Origin of the sequence: Kitasatospora sp. NPDC088783, from assembly GCF_044750705.1 — a bacterium.
In the GTDB taxonomy this organism is placed as follows: domain Bacteria; phylum Actinomycetota; class Actinomycetes; order Streptomycetales; family Streptomycetaceae; genus Kitasatospora; species Kitasatospora fiedleri.
In genome coordinates, this window is sequence record NZ_JBIVKJ010000010.1 from 1 (window position 1) to 21,099 (window position 21,099).

20 protein-coding genes and 2 pseudogenes are annotated in these 21,099 nt (G+C 73.5%); 15 read left to right on the forward strand and 7 right to left on the reverse strand.

The genetic code is table 11. From position 1 onward, the window contains the following. Window positions 1–110: 110 nt before the first annotated feature. Window positions 111–1,042 (reverse strand): annotated as a pseudogene (locus ACIP60_RS25595) (IS5 family transposase). Window positions 1,043–1,126: 84 nt separating this feature from the next. On the opposite strand from ACIP60_RS25595, the gene ACIP60_RS25600 reads away from it, so the two are divergent. Beyond that, window positions 1,127–2,812 (forward strand): tetratricopeptide repeat protein, encoded by a 1,686-nt coding sequence (locus tag ACIP60_RS25600; protein ID WP_400688181.1) that lies wholly within the window; start codon window positions 1,127–1,129, stop codon window positions 2,810–2,812. A 7-nt stretch (window positions 2,813–2,819) separates the two neighbouring features. Here ACIP60_RS25600 and ACIP60_RS25605 read toward each other — a convergent pair whose 3' ends face one another. Genes ACIP60_RS25605 through rsgA form a run of 3 tightly spaced genes read right to left on the reverse strand, consistent with a single transcriptional unit; the run spans window position 2,820 to window position 6,146 of the window. Continuing rightward, window positions 2,820–3,386, reverse strand: coding sequence for a methylated-DNA--[protein]-cysteine S-methyltransferase (locus tag ACIP60_RS25605; protein WP_400688183.1), 567 nt, complete (start codon window positions 3,384–3,386; stop codon window positions 2,820–2,822). After that, window positions 3,383–4,978, reverse strand: a complete 1,596-nt coding sequence (locus ACIP60_RS25610) for an AlkA N-terminal domain-containing protein (RefSeq protein ID WP_400688185.1) — start codon at window positions 4,976–4,978, stop codon at window positions 3,383–3,385. The genes ACIP60_RS25605 and ACIP60_RS25610 overlap by 4 nt, the downstream gene beginning before the upstream one ends. A 43-nt stretch (window positions 4,979–5,021) precedes the next feature. After that, entirely contained in the window at window positions 5,022–6,146 is a 1,125-nt protein-coding gene (rsgA, locus tag ACIP60_RS25615; protein WP_400688605.1) for a ribosome small subunit-dependent GTPase A, read from the reverse strand. 455 nt (window positions 6,147–6,601) lie between these two features. On the opposite strand from rsgA, the gene ACIP60_RS25620 reads away from it, so the two are divergent. Both ACIP60_RS25620 and ACIP60_RS25625 read left to right on the forward strand, forming a co-directional pair. After that, complete coding sequence (locus tag ACIP60_RS25620) at window positions 6,602–7,906, forward strand: hypothetical protein (protein WP_400688187.1); 1,305 nt, start codon at window positions 6,602–6,604, stop codon at window positions 7,904–7,906. Further along, entirely contained in the window at window positions 7,897–8,388 is a 492-nt protein-coding gene (locus tag ACIP60_RS25625) for a hypothetical protein (RefSeq protein ID WP_400688189.1), read from the forward strand. The genes ACIP60_RS25620 and ACIP60_RS25625 overlap by 10 nt, the downstream gene beginning before the upstream one ends. A 17-nt stretch (window positions 8,389–8,405) precedes the next feature. Here the strand turns inward: ACIP60_RS25625 and ACIP60_RS25630 are convergent, their stop codons facing one another. Beyond that, on the reverse strand, window positions 8,406–9,620 hold the full coding sequence (locus tag ACIP60_RS25630) for a YihY/virulence factor BrkB family protein (protein WP_400688191.1): 1,215 nt from the start codon (window positions 9,618–9,620) through the stop codon (window positions 8,406–8,408). 291 nt (window positions 9,621–9,911) lie between these two features. On the opposite strand from ACIP60_RS25630, the gene ACIP60_RS25635 reads away from it, so the two are divergent. The 11 genes from ACIP60_RS25635 to ACIP60_RS25685 all read left to right on the forward strand — a co-directional run bounded on the left by ACIP60_RS25635 (window position 9,912) and on the right by ACIP60_RS25685 (window position 19,807). Then, entirely contained in the window at window positions 9,912–9,995 is an 84-nt protein-coding gene (locus tag ACIP60_RS25635; protein WP_318264789.1) for a putative leader peptide, read from the forward strand. A 181-nt stretch (window positions 9,996–10,176) separates the two neighbouring features. After that, window positions 10,177–11,901 carry a nitrite/sulfite reductase gene (locus ACIP60_RS25640; RefSeq protein WP_400688193.1) on the forward strand — a complete coding sequence of 575 codons (1,725 nt, stop codon included), beginning with the start codon at window positions 10,177–10,179 and terminating at the stop codon, window positions 11,899–11,901. Between the two features lie 73 nt (window positions 11,902–11,974). Further along, entirely contained in the window at window positions 11,975–12,151 is a 177-nt protein-coding gene (locus ACIP60_RS25645; protein WP_199846956.1) for a hypothetical protein, read from the forward strand. After that, window positions 12,135–12,836 carry a phosphoadenylyl-sulfate reductase gene (locus tag ACIP60_RS25650; protein WP_400688196.1) on the forward strand — a complete coding sequence of 234 codons (702 nt, stop codon included), beginning with the start codon at window positions 12,135–12,137 and terminating at the stop codon, window positions 12,834–12,836. Before ACIP60_RS25645 ends, ACIP60_RS25650 begins: the two co-directional genes overlap by 17 nt. A 53-nt stretch (window positions 12,837–12,889) precedes the next feature. Continuing rightward, window positions 12,890–13,456, forward strand: coding sequence for an adenylyl-sulfate kinase (gene cysC / locus ACIP60_RS25655; protein ID WP_400688198.1), 567 nt, complete (start codon window positions 12,890–12,892; stop codon window positions 13,454–13,456). Then, window positions 13,453–14,391: a sulfate adenylyltransferase subunit CysD gene (gene cysD, locus ACIP60_RS25660; RefSeq protein WP_400688200.1), complete on the forward strand. Its 939-nt coding sequence runs from the start codon at window positions 13,453–13,455 to the stop codon at window positions 14,389–14,391. The genes cysC and cysD overlap by 4 nt, the downstream gene beginning before the upstream one ends. Before the next feature lie 3 nt (window positions 14,392–14,394). Beyond that, window positions 14,395–15,714, forward strand: coding sequence for a sulfate adenylyltransferase subunit 1 (locus ACIP60_RS25665; RefSeq protein ID WP_400688202.1), 1,320 nt, complete (start codon window positions 14,395–14,397; stop codon window positions 15,712–15,714). Between the two features lie 243 nt (window positions 15,715–15,957). Further along, on the forward strand, window positions 15,958–17,100 hold the full coding sequence (locus tag ACIP60_RS25670; RefSeq protein WP_400688204.1) for an aliphatic sulfonate ABC transporter substrate-binding protein: 1,143 nt from the start codon (window positions 15,958–15,960) through the stop codon (window positions 17,098–17,100). Window positions 17,101–17,228: 128 nt separating this feature from the next. Next, complete coding sequence (locus ACIP60_RS25675) at window positions 17,229–18,032, forward strand: ABC transporter ATP-binding protein (RefSeq protein WP_370447582.1); 804 nt, start codon at window positions 17,229–17,231, stop codon at window positions 18,030–18,032. Beyond that, entirely contained in the window at window positions 18,019–18,924 is a 906-nt protein-coding gene (locus tag ACIP60_RS25680) for an ABC transporter permease (protein ID WP_282205390.1), read from the forward strand. Before ACIP60_RS25675 ends, ACIP60_RS25680 begins: the two co-directional genes overlap by 14 nt. A 160-nt stretch (window positions 18,925–19,084) precedes the next feature. Further along, the gene (locus ACIP60_RS25685; RefSeq protein WP_400688609.1) at window positions 19,085–19,807 is read left to right on the forward strand and encodes a sirohydrochlorin chelatase; all 723 of its coding nucleotides are present in this window, start codon (window positions 19,085–19,087) and stop codon (window positions 19,805–19,807) included. 18 nt (window positions 19,808–19,825) lie between these two features. On the opposite strand, the gene ACIP60_RS25690 is transcribed toward ACIP60_RS25685, so the two are convergent. Both ACIP60_RS25690 and ACIP60_RS25695 read right to left on the reverse strand, forming a co-directional pair. Next, on the reverse strand, window positions 19,826–20,242 hold the full coding sequence (locus ACIP60_RS25690) for an SMI1/KNR4 family protein (protein ID WP_400688207.1): 417 nt from the start codon (window positions 20,240–20,242) through the stop codon (window positions 19,826–19,828). Between the two features lie 90 nt (window positions 20,243–20,332). Then, a complete protein-coding gene (locus ACIP60_RS25695; protein WP_400688209.1) occupies window positions 20,333–20,767 on the reverse strand; it encodes a Clp protease N-terminal domain-containing protein in 435 nt (144 codons plus the stop codon). 122 nt (window positions 20,768–20,889) lie between these two features. Here ACIP60_RS25695 and ACIP60_RS25700 point away from each other — a divergent pair. Further along, a pseudogene (locus tag ACIP60_RS25700) lies at window positions 20,890–21,093 on the forward strand (RNA polymerase sigma factor); the annotation flags it as partial. Window positions 21,094–21,099 lie beyond the last annotated feature (6 nt).

Here is a 21,099-nt window from a genome sequence, read left to right on the forward strand (position 1 = left end):
CAACTCACCACGGAGCCGCTCCACATCCCCCAGCTTCACACCCGAAGAATGCCCACCAACAGGCAAGATCACCCAACGTAACGAAGCACTACTAGGCCCTGTCCGGTCGATCATGTGCGGAGCCAGATGACGAGGGCTGCTGCGGTGACGGTGCCGAGGTAGACGTAGCCGCGCTTGTCATAGCGGGTGGCAACGGCTCGGGCGTGCTTGAGCCTGTTGATGGCTCGTTCGACGGTGTTGCGCTTCTTGTAACGTTCCTCGTCGAAGCCCGGTGGCCGTCCGCCGCGTGAGCCCTTGCGCAGGCGGGCGGCCCGACTGTCGGTCTTCTCCGGGATCGTGTGCCGGATGCCGCGTCTGCGCAGGTAGGCGCGGCACGGCCCGTTGCTGTACGCCTTGTCGCAGGCCACGCTGTCGGGCGTCTTGCGGGGCCTGCCCGGACCGGTCCGCGGGACGCGGATCTTCTCCAGCACGGGCTCGAACCGCGTGCAGTCGGCCCGCTGCCCCGCGCTAAGGACCAGGGACAGCGGGCGGCAGTGGCCGTCCGCGCTCAGGTGGACCTTGGTGGTGAAGCCGCCGCGCGAGCGGCCCAGTCCCTCACCTCCCGCACCACCTCCGCCAGGCGGGCGGCGAGGCTCTGCCACGGCGTCCCGTCCTGGTGTTCCACCGGCCCAGCCCCCTTTGGCGCGAGGACCGGCGGCGGGTGGGTGCGGGCGCCGGCCGCGTGCTGATGGGCCCGGACGAGGGTGGAGTCGACCGAGATGTCCCAGCCGATGTCGCCAACCGCGTCCGCTTCCGCCTGGACCTGCCGGAGCAGTCGCTCCCAGGTCCCGTCGGCCGACCACAGCCGGTGACGCTCGTAGACCGTCTTCCACGGGCCGAACCGCTCGGGCAGATCCCGCCAGTGCATCCCGGTCCGCACCCGGTGCAGGAACCCGTCGATCACCTGCCGATGGTCCCGCCACCGGCCACAACGCCTGTTGCTGACCGGCAGGAACGGCCGCAACCGCTCCCACTCGGCATCCGTGAGATCTCCCCGCCCCATGCCCGAACCAACGAGCAACGCGAGTGATAGTCACATGATCGACCGGACAAGTCCTGGACGAAACCAGTGCCCTGTGGCGCCCGGATGCGGATCGCCGTCCTGCTCGACAGCGCCATCGGCGCCGCCCAGGTTCGGCCACTGCTACCGGTGGCGCACGCCGCGGCGACCGTGGTGACCAGCCGCACCCGGCTCACCGGACTCGCCATGGACGGCGCAGAGTTCCTCACCGTCGGCCTGGTCGACCCGGATGCCGCAGCCACCATCCTCGCCCAGCGGGTCGGAGCGGACCGGATCGCCGCCGAGCCACTGGCCGCCGACCAGGTCGTCACCCGCTGCGCGGGACTGCCGCTGGCGATCTGCGTGGTCGGCGCCCGCATGGCGGCCCGCCCGCAGCAACCGCTGTCCGCGACCGCCGAGGCGCTGCTCCGGGAGGGCGACCGGCTGACCGTCCTGCGGTTGGACGGCGAGGCCGCCGTGCGCGGTGTGCTGGACGCCTCGTACCGGGCGCTGGAGCCGGCCGCCGGACGGCTGTACCGACTGCTGGGTCTGCTGCCGGTGCCGGAGTTCACGTCCGAGGTGGCCGGCGCGGCTGCCGAGCTCTCCCGGGCCGAGGCCGACGCACTGCTCGACACGCTGGCCGGGGTGCACCTGCTGGAGGAGCCGGCCGCCGGCCGCTACCGGTTCCACGACCTGGTCCGGCTGCACGCCCGGGAGCGGGGCACTGCCGAGGAGTCGCCCGAGCAGGGTGGGGCCGCTGTCCGCCGGGTCGGCGAGCACTACCTGGCCACAGCGACCGCGGTCGAAGCACTGATCATGCCGAGCCACCGCTTCCTGCCGCGCGACTGTCTCCAGCCGCCCTTGCACGTACCCGAGTTGACCGATGAGTCGGAAGCCCTCGCCTGGTTCGAACGGGAGCGCGACCAACTCGCCGCGGTCCTCCGGGACGGCGCGCGGGCCCGCCGGTACGGGCTGGTCTGGCAGTTGGCGGACGCGATGCAGCCGATGTTCATCCGGCTCCGCCCGCACGCCCTCCAGTTGGAGGCCCACGCGCTGGGGCTGGACGCGGCCCGGAAGAGCGGCGACCGGATCGCGGAGCAGTGGATGCTGACCTCCGGCGGGCAGGGGCTGCGCAGCGCGGGGCGGATCCGGGAGTCCGCCGACTGGTACGCCCAGGCACTGGAGGTGTCCCGCGCCAACGGCGATGTGCGGGCCGAGGCGCAGTCCTGGACCGGGCTCGGCCACGCGCACCGGCAGCTCGGCGAACTCGACGCCGCCCGGGCCGAGTTCGAGGAGGCGATGCGACTGCGGACGGCGATCGGCTACCGGCGCGGCGTCGGTCTGCTGCGGATCGCGCTCGGCGAGGTCGCGGTGGACGCCGCCGACGAGGCGGAGGCCGTCCGCCAGCTCGAAGCGGCCATCGAGGACCTGACGGCCGTCTCCGACCCCTACGAGGTGTGCCGGGCGCGGGCGATCATGGGTCGGGCGCACATCCGCGCCGGACGGTACGACCTGGCCCGGGTCGCGCTGGAGACCGCGCGGGAGGGTTTCGTCGCTGCGGGCGCGCCGCCCTGGCAGGCCCGCACCGTCGAGTGGCTCGGCGAACTCGCCCTCGCCAAGGGTGATCTCGTCCTCGCCCGGGAACGGTTCACCGCCGCGCACGAGGCGTACCGGCAGCTCGCCGCCCCGGACGTCGCCCGGCTCGCCCGGCGGCTGGCCGAGATCGCCCCGGCCCCGGCCGAACCGAACGGTGGTGAGACGGAAGAGGGGTGACGGGTAGTCAGAACAGCCGGTCACCGCTCTCGTGGGCCAGCAGCCAGCGCTTGGCGTCGATGCCCGCGGCGAAGCCGGTGAGGCTGCCGTTGGCGCCCATCACGCGGTGGCAGGGGCGGATGATCAGCAGCGGGTTGGCGCCGACCGCGCCGCCGACGGCGCGCACCGCGCGCGGGGACTGGCCCGCGACGTCGGCGAGTTGGCCGTAGGTGAGGGTGGTGCCGTACGGGATGTCGTCCAGGGCGTCCCAGATCCGCTGCCGGAAGGGGGTGCCGACGGGGGCCAGCGGCAGGTCGAAGGAGGTGCGCGCGCCGGCGAAGTAGGCGGTGAGCTGGTCGACGGCCGGGGCGAGGGCTTCGGCGTCGGGTCGCCAGTGGGCGGCGGGTGCGGCGAGCGCGCCCTTCTGGCCGGGGGCGGTGACGGTGGACAGCGCGCAGCCGCCGTCGGGGCCGAGGACGCCGCTGAGCAGCAGTGTCCCGAGCGGGCTCTCCATGGTGGTGAACACGGTGGCGGGCGCGGGGATGAGCGCGGTGGCGGGCGCGGTGGTGAACACGGCGGTGGGTTCGGTGGTCATGGCTGGTCCTTGGGGGTCTCGCGGGTCTCGCGGGTACGGGGAGTGGCGGCGTGGCGTTCGGCCGCGGCCGACCACAGGTGGTGCAGGGCGTAGGAGCGCCAGGGCGCCCAGCGGGCGGAGCGTTCGGCGGCGGCGCGCGGGTCGCCCGCCTCGCCGAGGGCGCGCAGGCCGTCGCGGACGCCGATGTCGGTGGGGAGGAACACGTCCGGGTCGGCGAGGGCGCGCATCCGCAGGTAGCCGACCGTCCACGGGCCGATGCCGGGCAGCGCGAGCAGCTCGGCGGCGGCCTGCTCGCGGTCGACGCCCGGGTCGAGCCGGACCGTGCCGCCGGCGAGCGCCGCGCACAGGCCGAGCAGGGCCCGGCGGCGGGCGTTCGGCATCGCCAGGTGCTCCGGGTCGGCGGCGGCCAGCGCCGCTGCGGTCGGGAACAGCAGGCGCAGCCCGCCGTCGGCGGTCGGCAGCGGGGTCCCGTACCGCTCGGCGAGCCGCCCGGCCAGGGTGCGGGCGGCGGCCACCGTGACCTGCTGGCCGAGCACGGCCCGGACGGCGAGCTCGTGCGGGTCGACGTGGCCGGGCGAGCGCAGCCCGGGCCGGGCGGCGGCCAGCGGGGCCAGCAGCGGGTCGGCGGCGAGCCGGGCGTCCACCGCGTCGGGGTCGGCGTCCAGGTCGAACAGGGCGCGCAGCCGGTGCACGGCCGTGGTCAGGTCGCGCAGGTCGGTGAGGGTCAGCCGGCAGTCCAGCCAGCCCCGGTCCGGCCGGTCGCCGGGGGCGAGCCCGTCCACCTCGGCCAGGCCGTGCCCGTACGGGAGGGCCAGGGTGCGCCGGTAGCTGCGGGTGCCGGGGCGCGGACCCGGGACGACCTCCTCGACGCCCGGGACGGCCCGCAGGCCGAGGAAGTCGAGCAGGTGGCCGGTGTCGATCGCGCCCCGGTAGGCCAGCCGCAGGCCGAGCGTGCCGCCCGCGGCCGGGGTGCGGCGGTGGCCGCCGTGCTCGGTGCGCAGCGTGGACGGGGTGCGGTCGTACACCTCGCGGATGGTGTCGTTGAACTGCCGGACGGAGGCGAACCCGGCCGCGAACGCCACGTCGGTGACCGGTAGTTCGGTGGTCTGCAGGAGGAGGCGGGCGGTCTGCGCGCGCTGCGCCCGGGCCAGCGCGAGCGGGCCCGCGCCGAGTTCGGCGGTCAGCTGCCGCTGGAGCTGCCGGGAGCTGTAGCCGAGCCGGGACGCCAGCCCGGCGACGCCCTCCCGGTCGACCACGCCGTCCCCGATCAGCCGCACGGCGCGGCCGACCAGGTCGGCCCGGTGGTTCCACTCGGGCGAGCCGGGCACCGAGTCCGGCCGGCAGCGCCGGCAGGCCCGGTAGCCCGCGCCCTGGGCGGCGGCCGCGGTCGGGTAGAAGGTGCAGTTGGTGCGCTTGGGGGTGGTGGCCGGACAGCTCGGACGGCAGTAGATGCCGGTGGTCCGTACCGCCGTGAAGAACACCCCGTCGAAGCGGGCGTCCCGGCTGTCCACGGCCCGGTACCTGGTCTCGTCGTCGATCACGCCTTCCAGTCTGCGTGATCGCCGGAGTACCGACTGGCGGGAATCGGACATCGCCGTGGGCGGCCCCGGGCGGTGCGCCCGGGGCCGGGGGTCGTCAGGGCCTGGGGTAGGAGCGGGCCGCCTTGGTGAGGTGCTTGCGGTGGCGGGCGCGTTCGGCGCGGAGGCGGGCGTCGGTGCGGGCGGCGATGAAGTCGTTCTCGCGTTGGAGCTTGAGGTAGCTCTCCCAGCGGCGCTCGGGGAGGGTGCCGTCGGTGAGGGCGGCGCGGACGGCGCAGCGGGGTTCGGTGCGGTGGGAGCAGTCGCTGTAGCGGCATGCGGCGGCGATGGCGCTGATGTCGGCGAAGGCTTGGTCGATGCCCTCGCCGCCGAAGAGGCCGACGCCGCGCAGGCCGGGGGTGTCGATGACGGCGCCGCCGGACGGGAGCGGGACGAGTTCGCGGGCGGTGGTGGTGTGCCGGCCCTTCTCGTCGGCGGAGCGGACCTGCTGGACCGTCATCGCCGACGTCCCGGTGAGTGCGTTGGTGAGGGTGGACTTGCCCGCGCCGGACTGGCCGATCAGGGCGCAGGAGCCGGTGGCCCGGGCCCGCAGCCCGTCCATCCCCTCGCCGGTCTCGGCGCTGACCGTCAGGACGGCGACCCCGGGTGCGATCGCCTCGACGTCCGCCCGGACGAAGTCGCCGTCGTGGACCAGGTCGGACTTGGTCAGGACGATCAGCGGTTCGGCCCCGGACTCCCAGGCGAGGGCGAGCAGGCGCTCGATCCGGCCGGGATCGGGTTCCGCGGCGAGCGAGACGGCGATCAGTACGGTGTCGACGTTGGCGGCCAGGACCTGGCCTTCGGAGCGCTTGTGGGCGCCCTTGCGGATGATCGCGGTGGTGCGGGGCAGCACCGCCGCGAGGGCGGGGGCGGGACGGGCGGCCGGGTCGAACGCGACCCAGTCACCGGTGCACGGGTTGTGCGCGGTGTCGGCCGTCATGACCGGACGGGTGGCGGCGCGGCGCACGGCCGGCTCGCCGTTCTCGGGGTCGACGAGCAGGACTTCGCAGCTGCCGCGGTCCATCCGGACGATCCGTCCGGGCAGCAGCCCGGCGGCGGCGAACGGGGCGAACGCGGCGGCCCGGTCGTCCGTCCAGCCGAGCCCGGCGAGCGGGTGCGCGGGGGGAACGGAGGACGCGGGAGGAGGAGTGGGCACGGGGAGGGGGCGGGCGGGGGCCTGCACGGTGATCAACGGGACCCTTCGGGGGAACGGGCGGCCCCGGCCGGAGGGCGTCAGCGGAGGTGCGACGCCGGGAGACGGCGGGCCGGGGGCCGGGGGGTGGTGGACTCGCTGGACTTCTGGACGCGGTGGCAGGCACCTGCGAGGACGGGCCTCACGGTCCTCACCTCCTTCCTCTCCGGACGCGCCTCGCGCACCCCGCCCTGGGGCGCGCTCGATCGGCGGACGCCACGCTAGTACCCGCCCGCCCCCCGCGCCACCGATTTTCCACCCCCTCCGCGAAACCCCAACTCGCCTACTGCTAAGGGAAGTTGGCGGAAGGCCCGGACGCAAGGGTTCCGCAAGCCGCGCAAGGGTTCTCCAGCCGTCCCGCCACCGCGCCCGGACATCCCTCCCCGTGACGGCGGCGCACGGTGCCCGCCGTTCCGGTGGGAGGCCGGAAGAGAGGGGGAGGCCCGATGTCCTGGGCGACTCTGCCCGACCGCAAGCGGGTGCTGGCGGTCGTGCACACAACGGTGTACTGGCAGCGGCTGCGCGAGGTGTGCGAGCTGCTGGCGTCGGACCTGCGGGTGCAGGTGGTGTTCACCGTCGCGCCGCACGCGTTCAACGAGGGGTTGGCGGCGTTCCTGACGGGGCTCGGCGGCACGGTGGTGCCGTGGGAGCAGGCGGTGGCCACCGAGTTCGACCTGGTGCTGGCCGCGGGTTCGAAGGGGATCGAGCAGGTCCGCGGCCCGCTGGTGCGGCTGCCGCACGGGGCCGGTCACCTGAAGCTGGCCCGGGCGCTGCCGCCCGCGAGCTCGGTGACGGGCGTCCGGGAACAGCGGCGCGACAGCAACAGCAACAGCAACGGCAACGGCAACGGCCCGCGGGAGGTCTCCGGTCTGGGCCGGGACTACCTGCTGTGGGAGGGCCGCCCGAACGCGGCGGCGTACGCGCTGGCGCACCGGGACGACCTGGCGGTGCTGGAGCGCTCCTGCCCGGAGGTGCTGCCGATCGCGGAGGTGGTCGGCGACGGGGACCACGACCGGATCGTCGCGGCGCTGCCCCGGCGGGCGGAGTACCGGGCGGCGCTGGGCCTGGGCGAGCGGGAACGGCTGGTGCTGCTCTGCTCGACCTGGGGGCCGAACTCGGTGTTCGGCGGCCTGGACGCGCTGCTGCCCCGGCTGGTGCGCGAACTGCCCGCCGGACGGTTCCGGACGGCGCTGGTGGTGCACCCCAACGTGTCGGCCGGGCACGGCGGCTGGCAGGTGCGCCGCTGGGTGGAGGGGGTGTCGGGCGGCGCGGTGTCGCTGGTCGCCCCGCAGACCGACTGGCGTCCGCTGCTGGTGGCCGCCGACTACGTGATCGGCGACCACGGGTCGGTGACGCTGTACGCGTCGCTCACCGGGGCCCGGATCCTGCTGGCCCGGTTCCCGCACCGGGACGTCAACCCGCACTCGCCGGGTGTCCAACTGGCGCGCACCGCCCCGGCGCTGGACCCGGCGCACCCGCTGGACGGGCAGCTCGCGTACGCGGACGGGGTCTACCGGCGGGAGGCGTACGCGGAGATCGGGGCCCGGATCTCCTCCGAACCGGGCGCGTTCCTGCCCCGGATCCGGCGGTTGCTGTACCGGGTGCTCGGCCTGGGCGAACCGGCCCACCCAGCCGCGGCGCCCGTACTCGCCCCGCCCGCGCCGCTGTTCACGGGCGGAGGCGGGAACAGCGGCGGAAACCGCGGCGGGAACAGCGGCACCCCGGGGAACGGGGGCGACCGGTGGCAGTGACGGTGACGGTCCGGCTCGACGCCGGCCCGGGCGTCCCGGCCTGGTGCGACCGGCACCTGGCGGCCCGGACCGACGAACCCGCCCGGGTGCGGCACCTGGCGGACGTCCTGTACGGCGAGCACCCGGACGGGTCGGCCGAGGAGGTGTGGCGACGGCACCCGGGCTGCGCGGTGCTGGCGCTGCGCGCCCCGGGCGGCCTGGTGCACGTCCGCTTCCGCGGCAGCACGCTGACCCTCCGCCCGCCCGCCGCCGGGAGCACCACCGAGGGCACCACCGGCAACGGCACCAGCACCGGAACCGGAACCGGAACCGCCGACCCGGCCGCGCTGGCCGGTTCGCTGGTGCACGCCCTGCTGTCGGCCGTCCGCGCCCGGGCCCACGACGGCGCCCACGGCAGCACGCCCGGCGACGCGCACGACAGCGCGCACGGCGACGCCCACGGCAGCGCGCACAGCACCGAGAACAGCGCCACCGACAGGTAGCGGCCCCGGCCGCCCGCTCACCGCCCGGAGCGCCGGCGGCGCCGGCCGCCGCCGAGCCGGCGCCGGATGTCGCCGTACGGGAGGAAGGAGGCCCAGCGCTCCGGGTACTCACTGGGGACGGGCTCGTCGTCGTCCTCGTCGAAGAGGTCCTCGTCGTGGCCCTCGGCGAGGCCGAACTGGCGGGCCCGTTCGGCGCGTTCGACGGCCCGGCGGGCGGCGGCCTCGCGGCCGCGCTGGACGGCGACGTCCTCGGCGATCCGCTCGTTCTCGGCGCGGGCGTCGGCGGTCTCGACGGTGGGCCAGCGGCGGTCGATCGCGGCGTTCATGGCGGCGCCGATGAGCACGGCCAGCGCCACCACGAAGATCCACAGCAGCACGGCGACCGGGGCGGCGAGCGAGCCGTAGACGGAGTGGCCCTCGACCGAGCTGACCAGGTAGAGCCGGAGCGCGACGCTGCAGACCACCAGGACCAGCAGGGCGACCAGCGCGCCGGGGATGTCCTCGCGCCAGGGCGTGGAGACCGGGACGGCCACGTGGTAGAGGGTGGTGAGGGAGAGCACCAGCAGGATGATCGCGGCGGGCCAGTACAGGCCGTTGATCACTCCGGCCCAGCTCTGGAAGGTGCCGATCAGCAGCCCGGGCCCGGCCACCAGCAGCGGCAGCACCAGGGAGCCGATCACCAGCGCGCCCAGGTAGAGGCCGAGCGACATCAGCCGGGTCTTGACCAGGCCGCGCTTGCCGTCGAGGCCGTACATCACGGTGATGGTGTCGATGAAGATGTACAGCGCCCGGGAGCCGGACCAGAGCGAGAGCAGGAAGCCGATCGAGATCAGGTCCGGCCGGGCGCTGTCGAACACGTCGCGCAGCAGGGGTTGGACGATCTCGTCGATGGAGCTCGGTGAGAGCACCGTCCCAGCTGCTGAGACGATGTCCTGCTTGAGCTTGTCGATCGTCCCGGCCCCGAGGATGTCGTCGAGGTAGCCGAGGGTGCCGGCCAGGCAGAGCAGCAGCGGCGGGATGGAGAGGAGGGTGAAGAACGCCGCCTCGGCCGCGAGTCCGGTGACCCGGTACTCCACGCAGGTGTTGGTGGTGTCCTTCACCAGCGCCCACGCGGTGCCGTGCCAGGTGCTGCGCTTCGCGGCGCGGCGCCGTCCGCCGCGTCGGCGGGAGGACCGGTCGCCGGTCGGCCCGGGTCCTCCGGCCGGGTGGGGGGTACTGCCTGCTGCTTGCACGCCCCTACGGTATCGGCCCCGGCCGCGCGGCCCGAGCGGCCCTGCCGGGAACCGGCGGCCCGCCGGGGGGAACGCGGAGGAACGCGGAGGAACGCAGGGGGACACCGGGGGACAACAGGGAGGCGGCAGGGGACTTGGAGGACACGCGCAGGGGTCCACGGAGGGCCTACGGAGGGCACGCGGGGGGCACGGACCGGCCGGGAACGGCCGCTGTCCCAGCATGCGGAACGATGGAGTCCAGGATTCGGACGTTAGTGGACCGCGAGTCGCTCGCCGTGCGAATCTCTTGCCATGTCTAGCGCCGGAACCACCCTAGTTGGCCGACTCCACGTCGACCTCCTTCGCGTGTCCAGCGCCATCTGTCCGGTGACCTGAGCCCCTCGTACGCCGCAGCGCACCGGCGCCATCCCCGCCGTCGCGGATGCGCGCAAGACCCTGCCCCGGCCAGCGTCACCCTCTCCCGCCGCCTGCTGAGACACCGCAGGTGGGAGCGGGCCGCGTCCGGGGGCCGCCAGCAGCACCCCGCACCTGCCAAGCCGCTCAAAGGACTGACACCATGGCCCGCACTCCCGAAACGGTCGAGCCTCAGGACGGCGCCGCGCCCGCGGCCCGCCCCGCCGCCCGCAAGGTGACCCGCCACCGCGGCGAGGGCCAGTGGGGCATGGGGCACTTCACGCCCCTCAACGGCAACGAGCAGTTCAAGAAGGACGACGACGGTCTCAACGTGCGGACACGCATCGAGACGATCTACTCCCAGCGCGGCTTCGACTCGATCGACCCGAACGACCTGCGCGGCCGGATGCGCTGGTGGGGCCTGTACACCCAGCGCAAGCAGGGCATCGACGGCGGCAAGACCGCCCTGCTGGAGCCGCACGAGCTGGACGACGAGTACTTCATGATGCGGGTGCGCATCGACGGCGGCCAGCTGACCACGGCCCAGCTGAAGGCGATCGGCGAGGTCTCCGAGCAGTACGCCCGCGGCACCGCCGACCTGACCGACCGCCAGAACGTCCAGTACCACTGGGTGCGGATCGAGGACGTCCCGGCGATCTGGCAGAAGCTGGAGGCCGTCGGCCTCTCCACCACCGAGGCGTGCGGCGACTGCCCGCGCGTGGTGATCGGCTCCCCCGTCGCGGGCATCGCCGAGGACGAGATCATCGACGGCAGCTGGGCGATCGACGAGATCAACCGGCGCTACATCGGCAGCAAGGAGTTCTCCAACCTGCCGCGCAAGTTCAAGACCGCGATCTCCGGCTCGCCGCTGCTGGACGTGGTGCACGAGATCAACGACGTCGCCTTCGTCGGCGTGGTCCACCCCGAGCACGGCCCGGGCTTCGACCTGTGGGTCGGCGGCGGCCTGTCCACCAACCCGAAGCTGGGCGTCCGGCTCGGCGCGTGGGTACCGCTGGAGGAGGTCCCGGACGTCTGGGCCGGCGTGATCGGCATCTTCCGCGACTACGGCTACCGCCGCCTGCGCACCCGCGCCCGGTTGAAGTTCCTGGTCGCCGACTGGGGCCCGGAGAAGTTCCGCCGGGTCCTCCAGGACGAGTACCTGAAGCGCGAACTCGTCGACGGCCCCGGCCCGCAGGAGCCCAGCGGCCGCTGGCGCGACCACGTCGGCGTGCACCGGCAGAAGGACGGCAACTTCTACGTCGGCTTCGCCCCGCGGGTCGGCCGGGTCAACGGCAAGCTGCTCACCCAGGTCGCCGACCTGGCCGCCGAGCACGGCTCCGGCCGCCTGGCCACCACCGTCGAGCAGAAGCTGATCGTCCTCGACGTCGCCGAGGAGAAGGTCGCCTCGCTGGTGGCCGGCCTGGAGGCGCTGGACCTGCGGGTCACCCCGTCCACCTTCCGCCGCGGCACGATGGCCTGCACCGGCATCGAGTACTGCAAGCTGGCGATCGTCGAGACCAAGGGCCGCGGCCAGTCCCTGATCGACGAACTGGAGCGCCGCCTGCCGGAGTTCGACGAGCCGCTGAGCATCAACATCAACGGCTGCCCGAACGCCTGCGCCCGCATCCAGACCGCCGACATCGGCCTCAAGGGCCAGCTGGTCACCGACCGGAACGGCGAGCAGGTCGAGGGCTTCCAGGTGCACCTGGGCGGCGCGCTCGGCTTCGAGAACGCCGGCTTCGGCCGCAAGATCCGCGGCCTGAAGGTCACCAGCGCCGAACTGCCCGACTACGTCGAGCGCCTGCTGACCCGCTACCAGGCGGACCGTCAGGACGGCGAGCGGTTCGCCCAGTGGGCGGTCCGGGCCAGCGAGGAGCAGCTGTCGTGAGTGGGCGGAGCGAGCGGACCGGAAAGCCCGCGCGTCCTCGCGAAGCGACCACCGAGCGCAGCGGGGTGGGTGCATGAGCGAGCGTGCCGCCCCCTTCTACTGCCCGTACTGCGGGGACGAGGACCTGCGCCCGTCCGAGAGCGGTCACGGCGCGTGGGAATGCCGGGCGTGCCGTCGGGGCTTCCAGTTGAAGTTCCTCGGACTGCTGCCAACGACCGACGGGGGCACCGGACATGACGACCGCCACTGACGACCACGAGGCGATGGCCCTCCGGGCCGGCCGCGAGCTGGAGGAGGCCACCGCGCAGGAGGTCCTGCGCTGGGCCGCCGACACCTTCGGCAAGCGCTTCTGCGTGACCTCCTCGATGGAGGACGCGGTGGTCGCCCACCTCGCCTCCACCGTCCTGCCCGGCGTGGACGTGGTCTTCCTGGACACCGGCTACCACTTCCCGGAGACCATCGGCACCCGGGACGCGGTCGCCGCGACCATGCGGGTCAACGTGATCACGCTGACCCCGAAGCTCACCGTGGCCGAGCAGGACGCCCAGTACGGGCCGCACCTGCACGACCGCGACCCGGACCGGTGCTGCGCGCTGCGCAAGGTCGAGCCGCTCAACCGCGGCCTGGGCGGCTACGACGCCTGGGCCACCGGCCTGCGCCGCGACGAGTCGCCGTCCCGCGCCAACACCCCCGTGGTGGCCTGGGACGCCAAGCGCCGCAAGGTGAAGATCGCCCCGATCGCCCGCTGGACCCAGGACGACGTGGACGCCTACGTCCAGGCCAACGGGGTGCTGCTGAACCCGCTGCTGTGGGAGGGCTACACCTCGATCGGCTGCTCGCCGCTGTCCTGCACCGCCAAGCCCGGCGAGGGCGAGGAGGGCCGGGCCGGCCGCTGGGCGGGCTCCGGCAAGACCGAGTGCGGCATCCACCTCTGAACCCGCCTCCCCCGTACGTGAACCACCGTTACCGACCGTCAGGAGTGACCACCGTGACCACCGCCGAGACTCTGGCCCCGGGCCGCGAGCGCGGCGCCACCGTGTGGCTGACCGGCCTGCCCAGTGCGGGCAAGACCACCCTCGCGTGCGCGCTGGCCGAGCGGCTGCGGGCCGAGGGGCACCGGGTCGAGGTGCTGGACGGTGACGAGATCCGCGAGTTCCTCTCCAAGGGCCTCGGGTTCACCCGCGAGGACCGGCACACCAACGTCACCCGGATCGGCTTCGTCGCCCAGAAGCTCGCCGCCAACGGCGTCAAGGTGCTCGCCCCGGTGATCGCCCCGTTCGCCGACGCCCGCGACGCGGTGCGCGAACGCCACACCGCCCACGGCACCGAGTTCCTGGAGATCCACGTCGCCACCCCCGTCGAGCTCTGCTCCGAGCGGGACGTCAAGGGCCTCTACGCCAAGCAGGCCGCCGGGGAGATCTCCGGACTGACCGGGGTCGACGACCCGTACGAGGCCCCCGAGAAGCCCGAACTGCGCCTCCAGACGCAGGGCCGGACGGTGGCCGAGTCCGCGGCCGAACTGCACGCCTTCCTGACCGAGAGGGGACTGGCATGACCGTCACCACGCAGCGCCCGGTCCAGGCCGAGGACAGCCCCTACGCGCTGTCGCACCTGGACGCCCTGGAGGCGGAGTCGGTGCACATCTTCCGCGAGGTGGCGGGCGAGTTCGAGCGGCCGGTGATCCTGTTCTCCGGCGGCAAGGACTCCATCGTGATGCTGCATTTGGCGCTGAAGGCGTTCGCCCCCGCGCCGGTGCCCTTCGCCCTGCTGCACGTCGACACCGGCCACAACTTCCCCGAGGTCCTGGCATACCGCGACCGCACCGTCGCCGAGCACCACCTGCGCCTGCACGTCGCCTCCGTCCAGGACTTCATCGACCGCGGCGTACTGCGCGAGCGCCCCGACGGGCTGCGCAACCCGCTGCAGACCGTCCCCCTGCTGGACGGCATCGAGTCCAACAAGTTCGACGCCGTCTTCGGCGGCGGCCGCCGCGACGAGGAGAAGGCCCGCGCCAAGGAACGCGTCTTCTCCCTGCGCGACGAGTTCGGCGCCTGGGACCCGCGCCGCCAGCGCCCCGAACTGTGGTCCCTCTACAACGGCCGCCACGCGGTCGGCGAGCACGTCCGCGTCTTCCCGCTCTCCAACTGGACCGAACTCGACGTGTGGCAGTACATCGAACGCGAGGGCATCGAGCTCCCGGAGATCTACTACGCCCACGAGCGCGAGGTGTTCCGGCGCGACGGCATGTGGCTGACCGCCGGCCAGTGGGGCGGCCCCAAGGACAACGAGCCGGTCGAGACCCGCCTGGTGCGCTACCGCACCGTCGGCGACATGTCCTGCACCGGCGCGGTCGACTCCGACGCCGACACCATCGACGCCGTCATCACCGAGATCGCCGCCTCCCGCCTCACCGAACGAGGGGCCACCCGCGCCGACGACAAGATGTCCGAGGCCGCCATGGAGGACCGCAAGCGCGAGGGGTACTTCTAAGCAATGAGCACCACCCAGACCGGCACCGCCACCTCGCTGCTGCGCTTCGCCACCGCGGGCTCCGTCGACGACGGCAAGTCCACGCTGGTGGGCCGCCTCCTGCACGACTCCAAGTCCGTGCTGGCCGACCAGCTGGAGGCCGTCGAGCACGCCTCCCGCCGCCGCGGCCAGGAGGCCCCCGACCTGGCGCTGCTGACCGACGGCCTGCGCGCCGAGCGCGAGCAGGGCATCACCATCGACGTCGCCTACCGCTACTTCGCCACCGCCCGCCGCCGCTTCATCCTCGCCGACACCCCCGGCCACGTGCAGTACACCCGCAACATGGTCACCGGCGCGTCCACCGCCGAGCTGGCCGTGGTGCTGGTCGACGCCCGCAACGGCGTGGTCGAGCAGACCCGCCGCCACGCCGCCGTCGCCGCCCTGCTGCGCGTCCCGCACGTCGTCCTCGCGGTCAACAAGATGGACCTGGTCGACTACGCGGAGCCGGTGTTCGCCGCCATCGCCGAGGAGTTCACCGCGTACGCGGCCTCGCTCGGGGTCAAGGACGTCGTGGCGGTGCCGATCTCGGCGCTGGCCGGGGACAACGTGGTCGAGCCCTCCGCCCACATGGACTGGTACGCCGGCCCCACCCTGCTGGAGCACCTGGAGACCGTCCCGGTCGGCACCGACCCGGGCGCCGAACCCGCCCGCTTCCCCGTCCAGTACGTGATCCGGCCGCAGAGCGAGGAGTTCCACGACTACCGCGGCTACGCGGGCCAACTCGCCTCCGGCGTCCTACGCGTCGGCGACCCGGTGACGGTCCAGCCCTCCGGCCACACCACCACCATCACCGCCATCGACGCACTCGGCACGTCCACCGAGACCGCCTGGGCCCCCCAGTCCGTGACCGTCCGCCTCGCCGACGACCTCGACATCTCCCGCGGCGACCTGATCGCGGCCGGACCGCTGCCCGTCCCCACCAAGGACGTCGAGGCCACGGTCTGCCACCTGAACGAGCGTCCGCTGCACGTCGGCGCGAAGGTGCTGCTCAAGCACACCACCCGCACCGTGCGCGCCCTCGTCAAGGAGATCTCGTACCGGATCGACATCGACACCCTCGAACAGCGCTCCGGCGCCGAGGGGCTGAACGTCAACGACATCGGCCACGTGGTGCTGCGCACCGCCGAACCCCTGGCCCTCGACGACTACACCGACAACCGCCGCACCGGCTCGTTCATCCTGATCGACCCGGCCGACGGCACCACCCTCACCGCCGGCATGGCGGGCGAGGCGTTCGACACCGTCAGCATCACCGACGCTTCCACAGAGGAGGACTGGGTCTGATGCCCAGCGAGGCGTTCTCGGGCATGGACAAGGAAGGCGGCCGCATCGGCAGCGGCGTCCTCGGCAGCGGCCAGGGCGGCCTGACGCGATGTGGGGGCTGGCAGGGGCGCTGAGCCCCTGTCACCGGGCCCGCAGCCGCCGTTCCCTCCCACAGCGGGTACGGCGGGGGCGGCCCGGCCCCGGCAGCACGTCAGGCACATCCCGTACGCGACACCTTCCTTCTTCTCGAACGGAACACCTCTCATGGCACCGAGCACCGAGTCCACCCATACCTCCGCACGCCCCCGCGCGGGCCGGATCAGACGCGCCGCCGTGGCGACCGTCGCCGTGCTGACCACCGCCGGCCTGCTGTCGGCCTGCTCGTACGGCTCCAAGAGCGACGACAAGGCGTCCGCCAAGCCGGCCGCCTCGGGCACGAAGCTCTCCGCGGACACCGTGAAGATCGGCTACTTCGCCAACCTGACCCACGGCACCGCGCTGGTCGGCCTCAAGCAGGGCATCTTCCAGCAGGAGCTGGGCGGCACCCAGATCAAGACCCAGGTGTTCAACGCGGGTCCGGCCGAGATCGAGGCGCTGAACGCCGGTTCGATCGACATCGGCTGGATCGGCCCCTCCCCGTCGATCAACGGCTACACCCAGTCCGGCGGCAAGTCGCTGAAGATCATCAGCGGTTCGGCCTCCGGCGGCGTCAAGCTGGTCGTCAACCCGGAGAAGATCCCGACCCTGGACGACCTCAAGGGCAAGAAGATCGCCACCCCGCAGCTCGGCAACACCCAGGACGTGGCGCTGCTCAACTACCTCGCCGAGAAGGGCTACAAGGTCGACGCCCAGACCGGCGACGGCGACGTGAAGGTGCTGCGCACCGACAACAAGGTCACTCCCGACGCGTACAAGTCCGGCTCCATCGACGGCGCGTGGGTGCCGGAGCCGACCGCGTCGAAGCTGGTCACCCTCGGCGCGAAGGTCCTGCTCAACGAGAAGGACGTCTGGCCGGACAAGAAGTTCGTCATCACCAACATCATCGTCTCGCAGAAGTTCCTGACGGAGCACCCGGACGTGGTGGAGGCCGTGCTGCGCGGCTCGGTGAAGACCAACGCCTGGATCAAGGCCAACTCCGACCAGGCCAAGTCCGTCGCCAACGACCAGATCAAGGCCGACGCCGGCAACGCGCTGGACGCCTCGATCCTCGACCCGGCGTGGCAGGACATCGACTTCATCGACGACCCGCTGGCCAACACCCTGCAGGCCGAGGCCGACCACGCCGTCACCGCCGGGCTGCTCAAGAAGCCCAACCTGGCCGGGATCTACGACCTGACCCTGCTCAACAAGGTGCTGAAGGAGAACAACCAGCCCGCCGTCGCCGACGCCGGACTGGGCACCAAGTAAGTCCTCCCAGGCCCCGAGGTCCGCGCCCCGCGCCCGCCCAAGCGATGCCCACTCACCGGGCGGGCGCGGGGCCGGACCCCGGACACCGATCCCCGCCCTGCCCGGAACCACACCCGCAGGAGGTGCCCGTGACCACGGCACTGACCACCTCGCCCGACGCCGCCGGCGCGGGCCGACCGGACGGCGACACCGCCGTCCGGATCTCGCACGTGCACAAGACCTTCGGCCGCCCCGGCACCGCCGCGCCGGTGCTGGAGGACATCAACCTCACCGTCGCACCCGGCGAGTTCGTCACCCTGCTCGGCGCCTCCGGCTGCGGCAAGTCCACCCTGCTCAACCTGGTCGCGGGCCTGGACCGGCCGACCTCCGGCACCATCGAGGTGCCCGGCGGCCGGCCCGCCCTGATGTTCCAGGATCACGCGCTGTTCCCCTGGCTCACCGCCGGGCGGAACATCGAACTCGCCCTGCGGCTGGCCGGCGTCCCCAAGGCCGAGCGCCGCCCCGAGGCCGAGCGCCTGCTGGAGCTGGTCCGCCTCGGCGGCTCCTACAAGAAGCGCGTGCACGAGCTCTCCGGCGGCATGCGCCAGCGCGTCGCCCTGGCCCGCTCGCTCGCCCAGGGCTCCCAGGTGCTGCTGATGGACGAGCCGTTCGCCGCGCTCGACGCCATCACCCGCGACGTGCTGCACGACGAGATCACCCGGATCTGGGCCGAGAAGCAGCTCGCCGTCCTGTTCGTCACCCACAACGTCCGCGAGGCGGTCCGCCTCGCCCAGCGCGTCGTGCTGCTCTCCTCCCGCCCGGGCCGGGTCGCCAAGGAGTGGCGCATCGACCTGCCGCAGCCGCGCCGGATCGAGTCGGCCGGGGTCGCGGATCTGTCCATCGAGATCACCGAAGAACTGCGTGGGGAGATCCGCCGCCATGTCCAGCACTGACACCGCCGCCGTCCCCCTGGTCAAGGACGAGCCCGCCGACAGCGCCAGCGTCGAGGCCGGACTCGACGCCCTGGAGACCGTCCAGGCGCAGCGCACCCCGCTCTCGGTGGTGCTGCGCCGGAAGGTCCTGCCGCCGGTCCTCGGCGTGGTGCTGGTCCTGGTCGTCTGGCAGCTCGCCTACAGCCTGGAACTCACCACCCCCGACAAGCTCCCCAGCCCCGCCGACGTCTGGGACTCGCTCACCGAGCTCTGGTACGGCGGCACGCTGCTCTCGATCATCTGGACCAGCGTGTGGCGCGGCCTGTCCGGCTTCGCCCTGTCCGTCGTGATCGGCACCCCGATCGGCCTGGTCGTCGCCCGGATCAAGCCGGTGCGCGCCGCGCTCGGCCCGGTGCTCTCCGGCCTGCAGTCGCTGCCCTCGGTGGCCTGGGTGCCCGCCGGCATCATCTGGCTCGGCATCACCAACTCCGCGATGTACGCCGTCATCCTGCTCGGCGCCGTCCCGTCCATCGCCAACGGCCTGATCAGCGGCATCGACCAGGTCCCGCCGATCTACCTGCGGGCCGGCCAGACCCTCGGCGCGACCGGCCTGCGCGGCGCCCGCCACATCCTGCTCCCCGCCGCGCTGCCCGGCTACCTGGCCGGCCTCAAGCAGGGCTGGGCGTTCTCCTGGCGCTCGCTGATGGCCGCCGAACTCATCGCCTCCTCCCCCGACCTGGGCCTCGGCCTGGGCCGCTACCTGGAGAACCAGCGCGAGTTCTCCAACATGTCCGGCGTGCTGCTCGGCATCCTGCTGATCCTGTTCGTCGGCGTCGCCATCGACCTCCTCTTCTTCTCCCCCCTCGAACGCCGCGTCCTGCGCAGCCGCGGCCTGCTCGTCAACTCCCGCTGATCCCGTGACCCCGCGCACCACCGCCACCACCACCCCCGCGCCCCGCCAGGGGCGCGGGGAGCTGCGCGCGGCGGCAGGGCACCTCCCGCAGCCGGGCACCGCGACCGCCCCCGCGCGCCGTACGCCCGCCCCGCCGCGCGCCGCCGTCCCGCCCCTCCTCCTGCTCGCGCACGGCTCCCGCGACCCGCGCCACGCCGCGACCGTCGAGGACCTCGCCGACGCCGTCCGCGCCCTGGCCCCGCACCTGCCCGTCACCACCGCGTACCTGGACCACTGCGCCCCCCGCATCGCCCAGGTCGCCCCGCGCCTGACCGACGCGATCGCCGTCCCGCTGCTCCTCAACCGGGCCTTCCACGCCAAGCACGACATCCCGGCCGCCCTGCGCGCCGCCGGCTCGGCGATCCCGGTCGCGGACGTCCTCGGGCCCTCCCCGCTGCTGCTGGACGCCCTGGACCGCCGCCTCGCCGAGACCGGCCTGGACGTCGCCGACCCGGCCGTCCGGGCCCGCACCGGCGTCGTGCTGGCCGCCGCCGGGTCCTCCGACCCGGCCGCCAACGCCACCACCCGCGCCGTGGCCGCCGAGTGGCGCCGCACCCGCGGCTGGGCCGCCGTCACCACCGCCCACGCCTCCGCGGCCCCGCCCACCGTCGCCGACGCCCTCACCGCCCTGCGCGCCACCCCGGCCGTCCGCACCACCGCCGTCGCCCCCTACCTCCTCGCCCCCGGCCTCCTCCCCGACCGGATCGCCACCGCCGCCACCACCCACCACGCCGACCACCTCGCCCCGGTCCTCGGCCCCGCCCCGGAACTCGCCCGCCTGATCCTGGCCCGCCACGCCCGGGCCGCGTCCGCCGCGAACTCCCCCGCCGCCCGCACCGCCTGACGCCGCACCGCCGCCGGGTCAGTCCTGTTCGAGGACCCCGACCAGGAACTCGGCGAAGGACTCTGCGCACCGGTACGCGGGCTCCCCGTCCTCACTGATCTCGTAGACGCCGGAACCCGCCGGGCCGATGAAGTAGAAGATGTACCCCTGGTGCGACAGGAACACCACGCAGCCGTCGAAGGACTCCGGTGACCCCGCCTCCTCGCACGTCTCCCGGGCCCGCTCCTTGATCCCCAACAACCCCGGGAATTCGTACTCCTCCCCCACCAGCGCGGCCATCCCCCCGCCCCCGGCCACCTCCAGGAACTCCCGGTAATCGGCCGGCAGCGACACCCCCTGGTCCGCCTCGATCCGCGCGATCTCGCCGGCCGACAGGCCGCGCGCACCGTCCAGCGCCCCGGGAAAACCCCTCACGACGTCCGACATCGTCACCATCTGTCCACACCTCTCGTGACATCCGCAGACGTGGCCGCCCCTTTTAGTCGGGAGAAAACTGGAGCAGTCACTCGCCGGCGGGTCCCGGCGTCACTTGTCGGTCACGGGGGCCGAAAGAGCGCGGAGGACGGTCGTGGCGAGGCTGCGGCTGTCCGTCTCGGCCGCCACGGCAGCCAGCAGGTCGACGGGCCGGATGTCGGCGGAGCCGTCACCAGCGGCGTGGGCGGCACGTCTGACGGACTCCCCGGCCAGGAGGCTGAAGGGCGGCATTTCGCCGTCCGGGACGGGAAACCGCCAGGGCTTCCCGTCCGTCGCCCCGGCCGCCCAGCGTTCCACCACCGCGTCACGCACCTGTTCTGCGGTGACGCTCCGCTCGGCCAGTGCCCGGACGACCGGCTCGTCGGTGGCCGCGAGGACGGCCAGCAGCAGGTGCCCGGTGTCGGTCTGGGTGTGCTCGCGGTTACGAGCGTCCTCCCGTGCGAGGTCGATGACTGTCCGTCGGGATGCGCCGGAGGTCGATGACATGGCAGCAGGCTAGCCGCTGGCACTGGTTGACGGGGAAGGAGATTCCTTCCCGCCGGGCGTAAGAATCGCGGAGCTGCCGGACACAGACCGGGTGAAGGCCGAGCAGAGGGGGCAGGGTGAGCGTGGCCGAGGAGTTCAGCGCGCTGTACGACACGCACTACACGGCGGTGCTGCGGTACGTCCGCCGTCGCGTGGGTGCCGACAGCGTGGACGATCTGGCGGCCGAGGTGTTCGTCGTCGCGTGGCGACGCTGGGCTGACGTGCCGGCCGAGCCGCTTCCCTGGGTGTACGGGGTCGCGCGGAACGTCGTGGCGAACCACCTGCGCGGTCGG

Coding starts and splice junctions, on each gene's coding strand:
- ACIP60_RS25600 (WP_400688181.1), top strand. CDS start 1,127: ATGCGGATCGCCGTCCTGCTCGACAGCGCCATCGGCGCCGCCCAGGTT.
- ACIP60_RS25605 (WP_400688183.1), bottom strand. CDS start 3,386: ATGACCACCGAACCCACCGCCGTGTTCACCACCGCGCCCGCCACCGCG.
- ACIP60_RS25610 (WP_400688185.1), bottom strand. CDS start 4,978: ATGTCCGATTCCCGCCAGTCGGTACTCCGGCGATCACGCAGACTGGAA.
- ACIP60_RS25620 (WP_400688187.1), top strand. CDS start 6,602: ATGTCCTGGGCGACTCTGCCCGACCGCAAGCGGGTGCTGGCGGTCGTG.
- ACIP60_RS25635 (WP_318264789.1), top strand. CDS start 9,912: ATGTCTAGCGCCGGAACCACCCTAGTTGGCCGACTCCACGTCGACCTC.
- ACIP60_RS25640 (WP_400688193.1), top strand. CDS start 10,177: ATGGCCCGCACTCCCGAAACGGTCGAGCCTCAGGACGGCGCCGCGCCC.
- ACIP60_RS25645 (WP_199846956.1), top strand. CDS start 11,975: ATGAGCGAGCGTGCCGCCCCCTTCTACTGCCCGTACTGCGGGGACGAG.
- ACIP60_RS25650 (WP_400688196.1), top strand. CDS start 12,135: ATGACGACCGCCACTGACGACCACGAGGCGATGGCCCTCCGGGCCGGC.
- cysD (WP_400688200.1), top strand. CDS start 13,453: ATGACCGTCACCACGCAGCGCCCGGTCCAGGCCGAGGACAGCCCCTAC.
- ACIP60_RS25665 (WP_400688202.1), top strand. CDS start 14,395: ATGAGCACCACCCAGACCGGCACCGCCACCTCGCTGCTGCGCTTCGCC.
- ACIP60_RS25670 (WP_400688204.1), top strand. CDS start 15,958: ATGGCACCGAGCACCGAGTCCACCCATACCTCCGCACGCCCCCGCGCG.
- ACIP60_RS25680 (WP_282205390.1), top strand. CDS start 18,019: ATGTCCAGCACTGACACCGCCGCCGTCCCCCTGGTCAAGGACGAGCCC.
- ACIP60_RS25690 (WP_400688207.1), bottom strand. CDS start 20,242: ATGGTGACGATGTCGGACGTCGTGAGGGGTTTTCCCGGGGCGCTGGAC.
- ACIP60_RS25695 (WP_400688209.1), bottom strand. CDS start 20,767: ATGTCATCGACCTCCGGCGCATCCCGACGGACAGTCATCGACCTCGCA.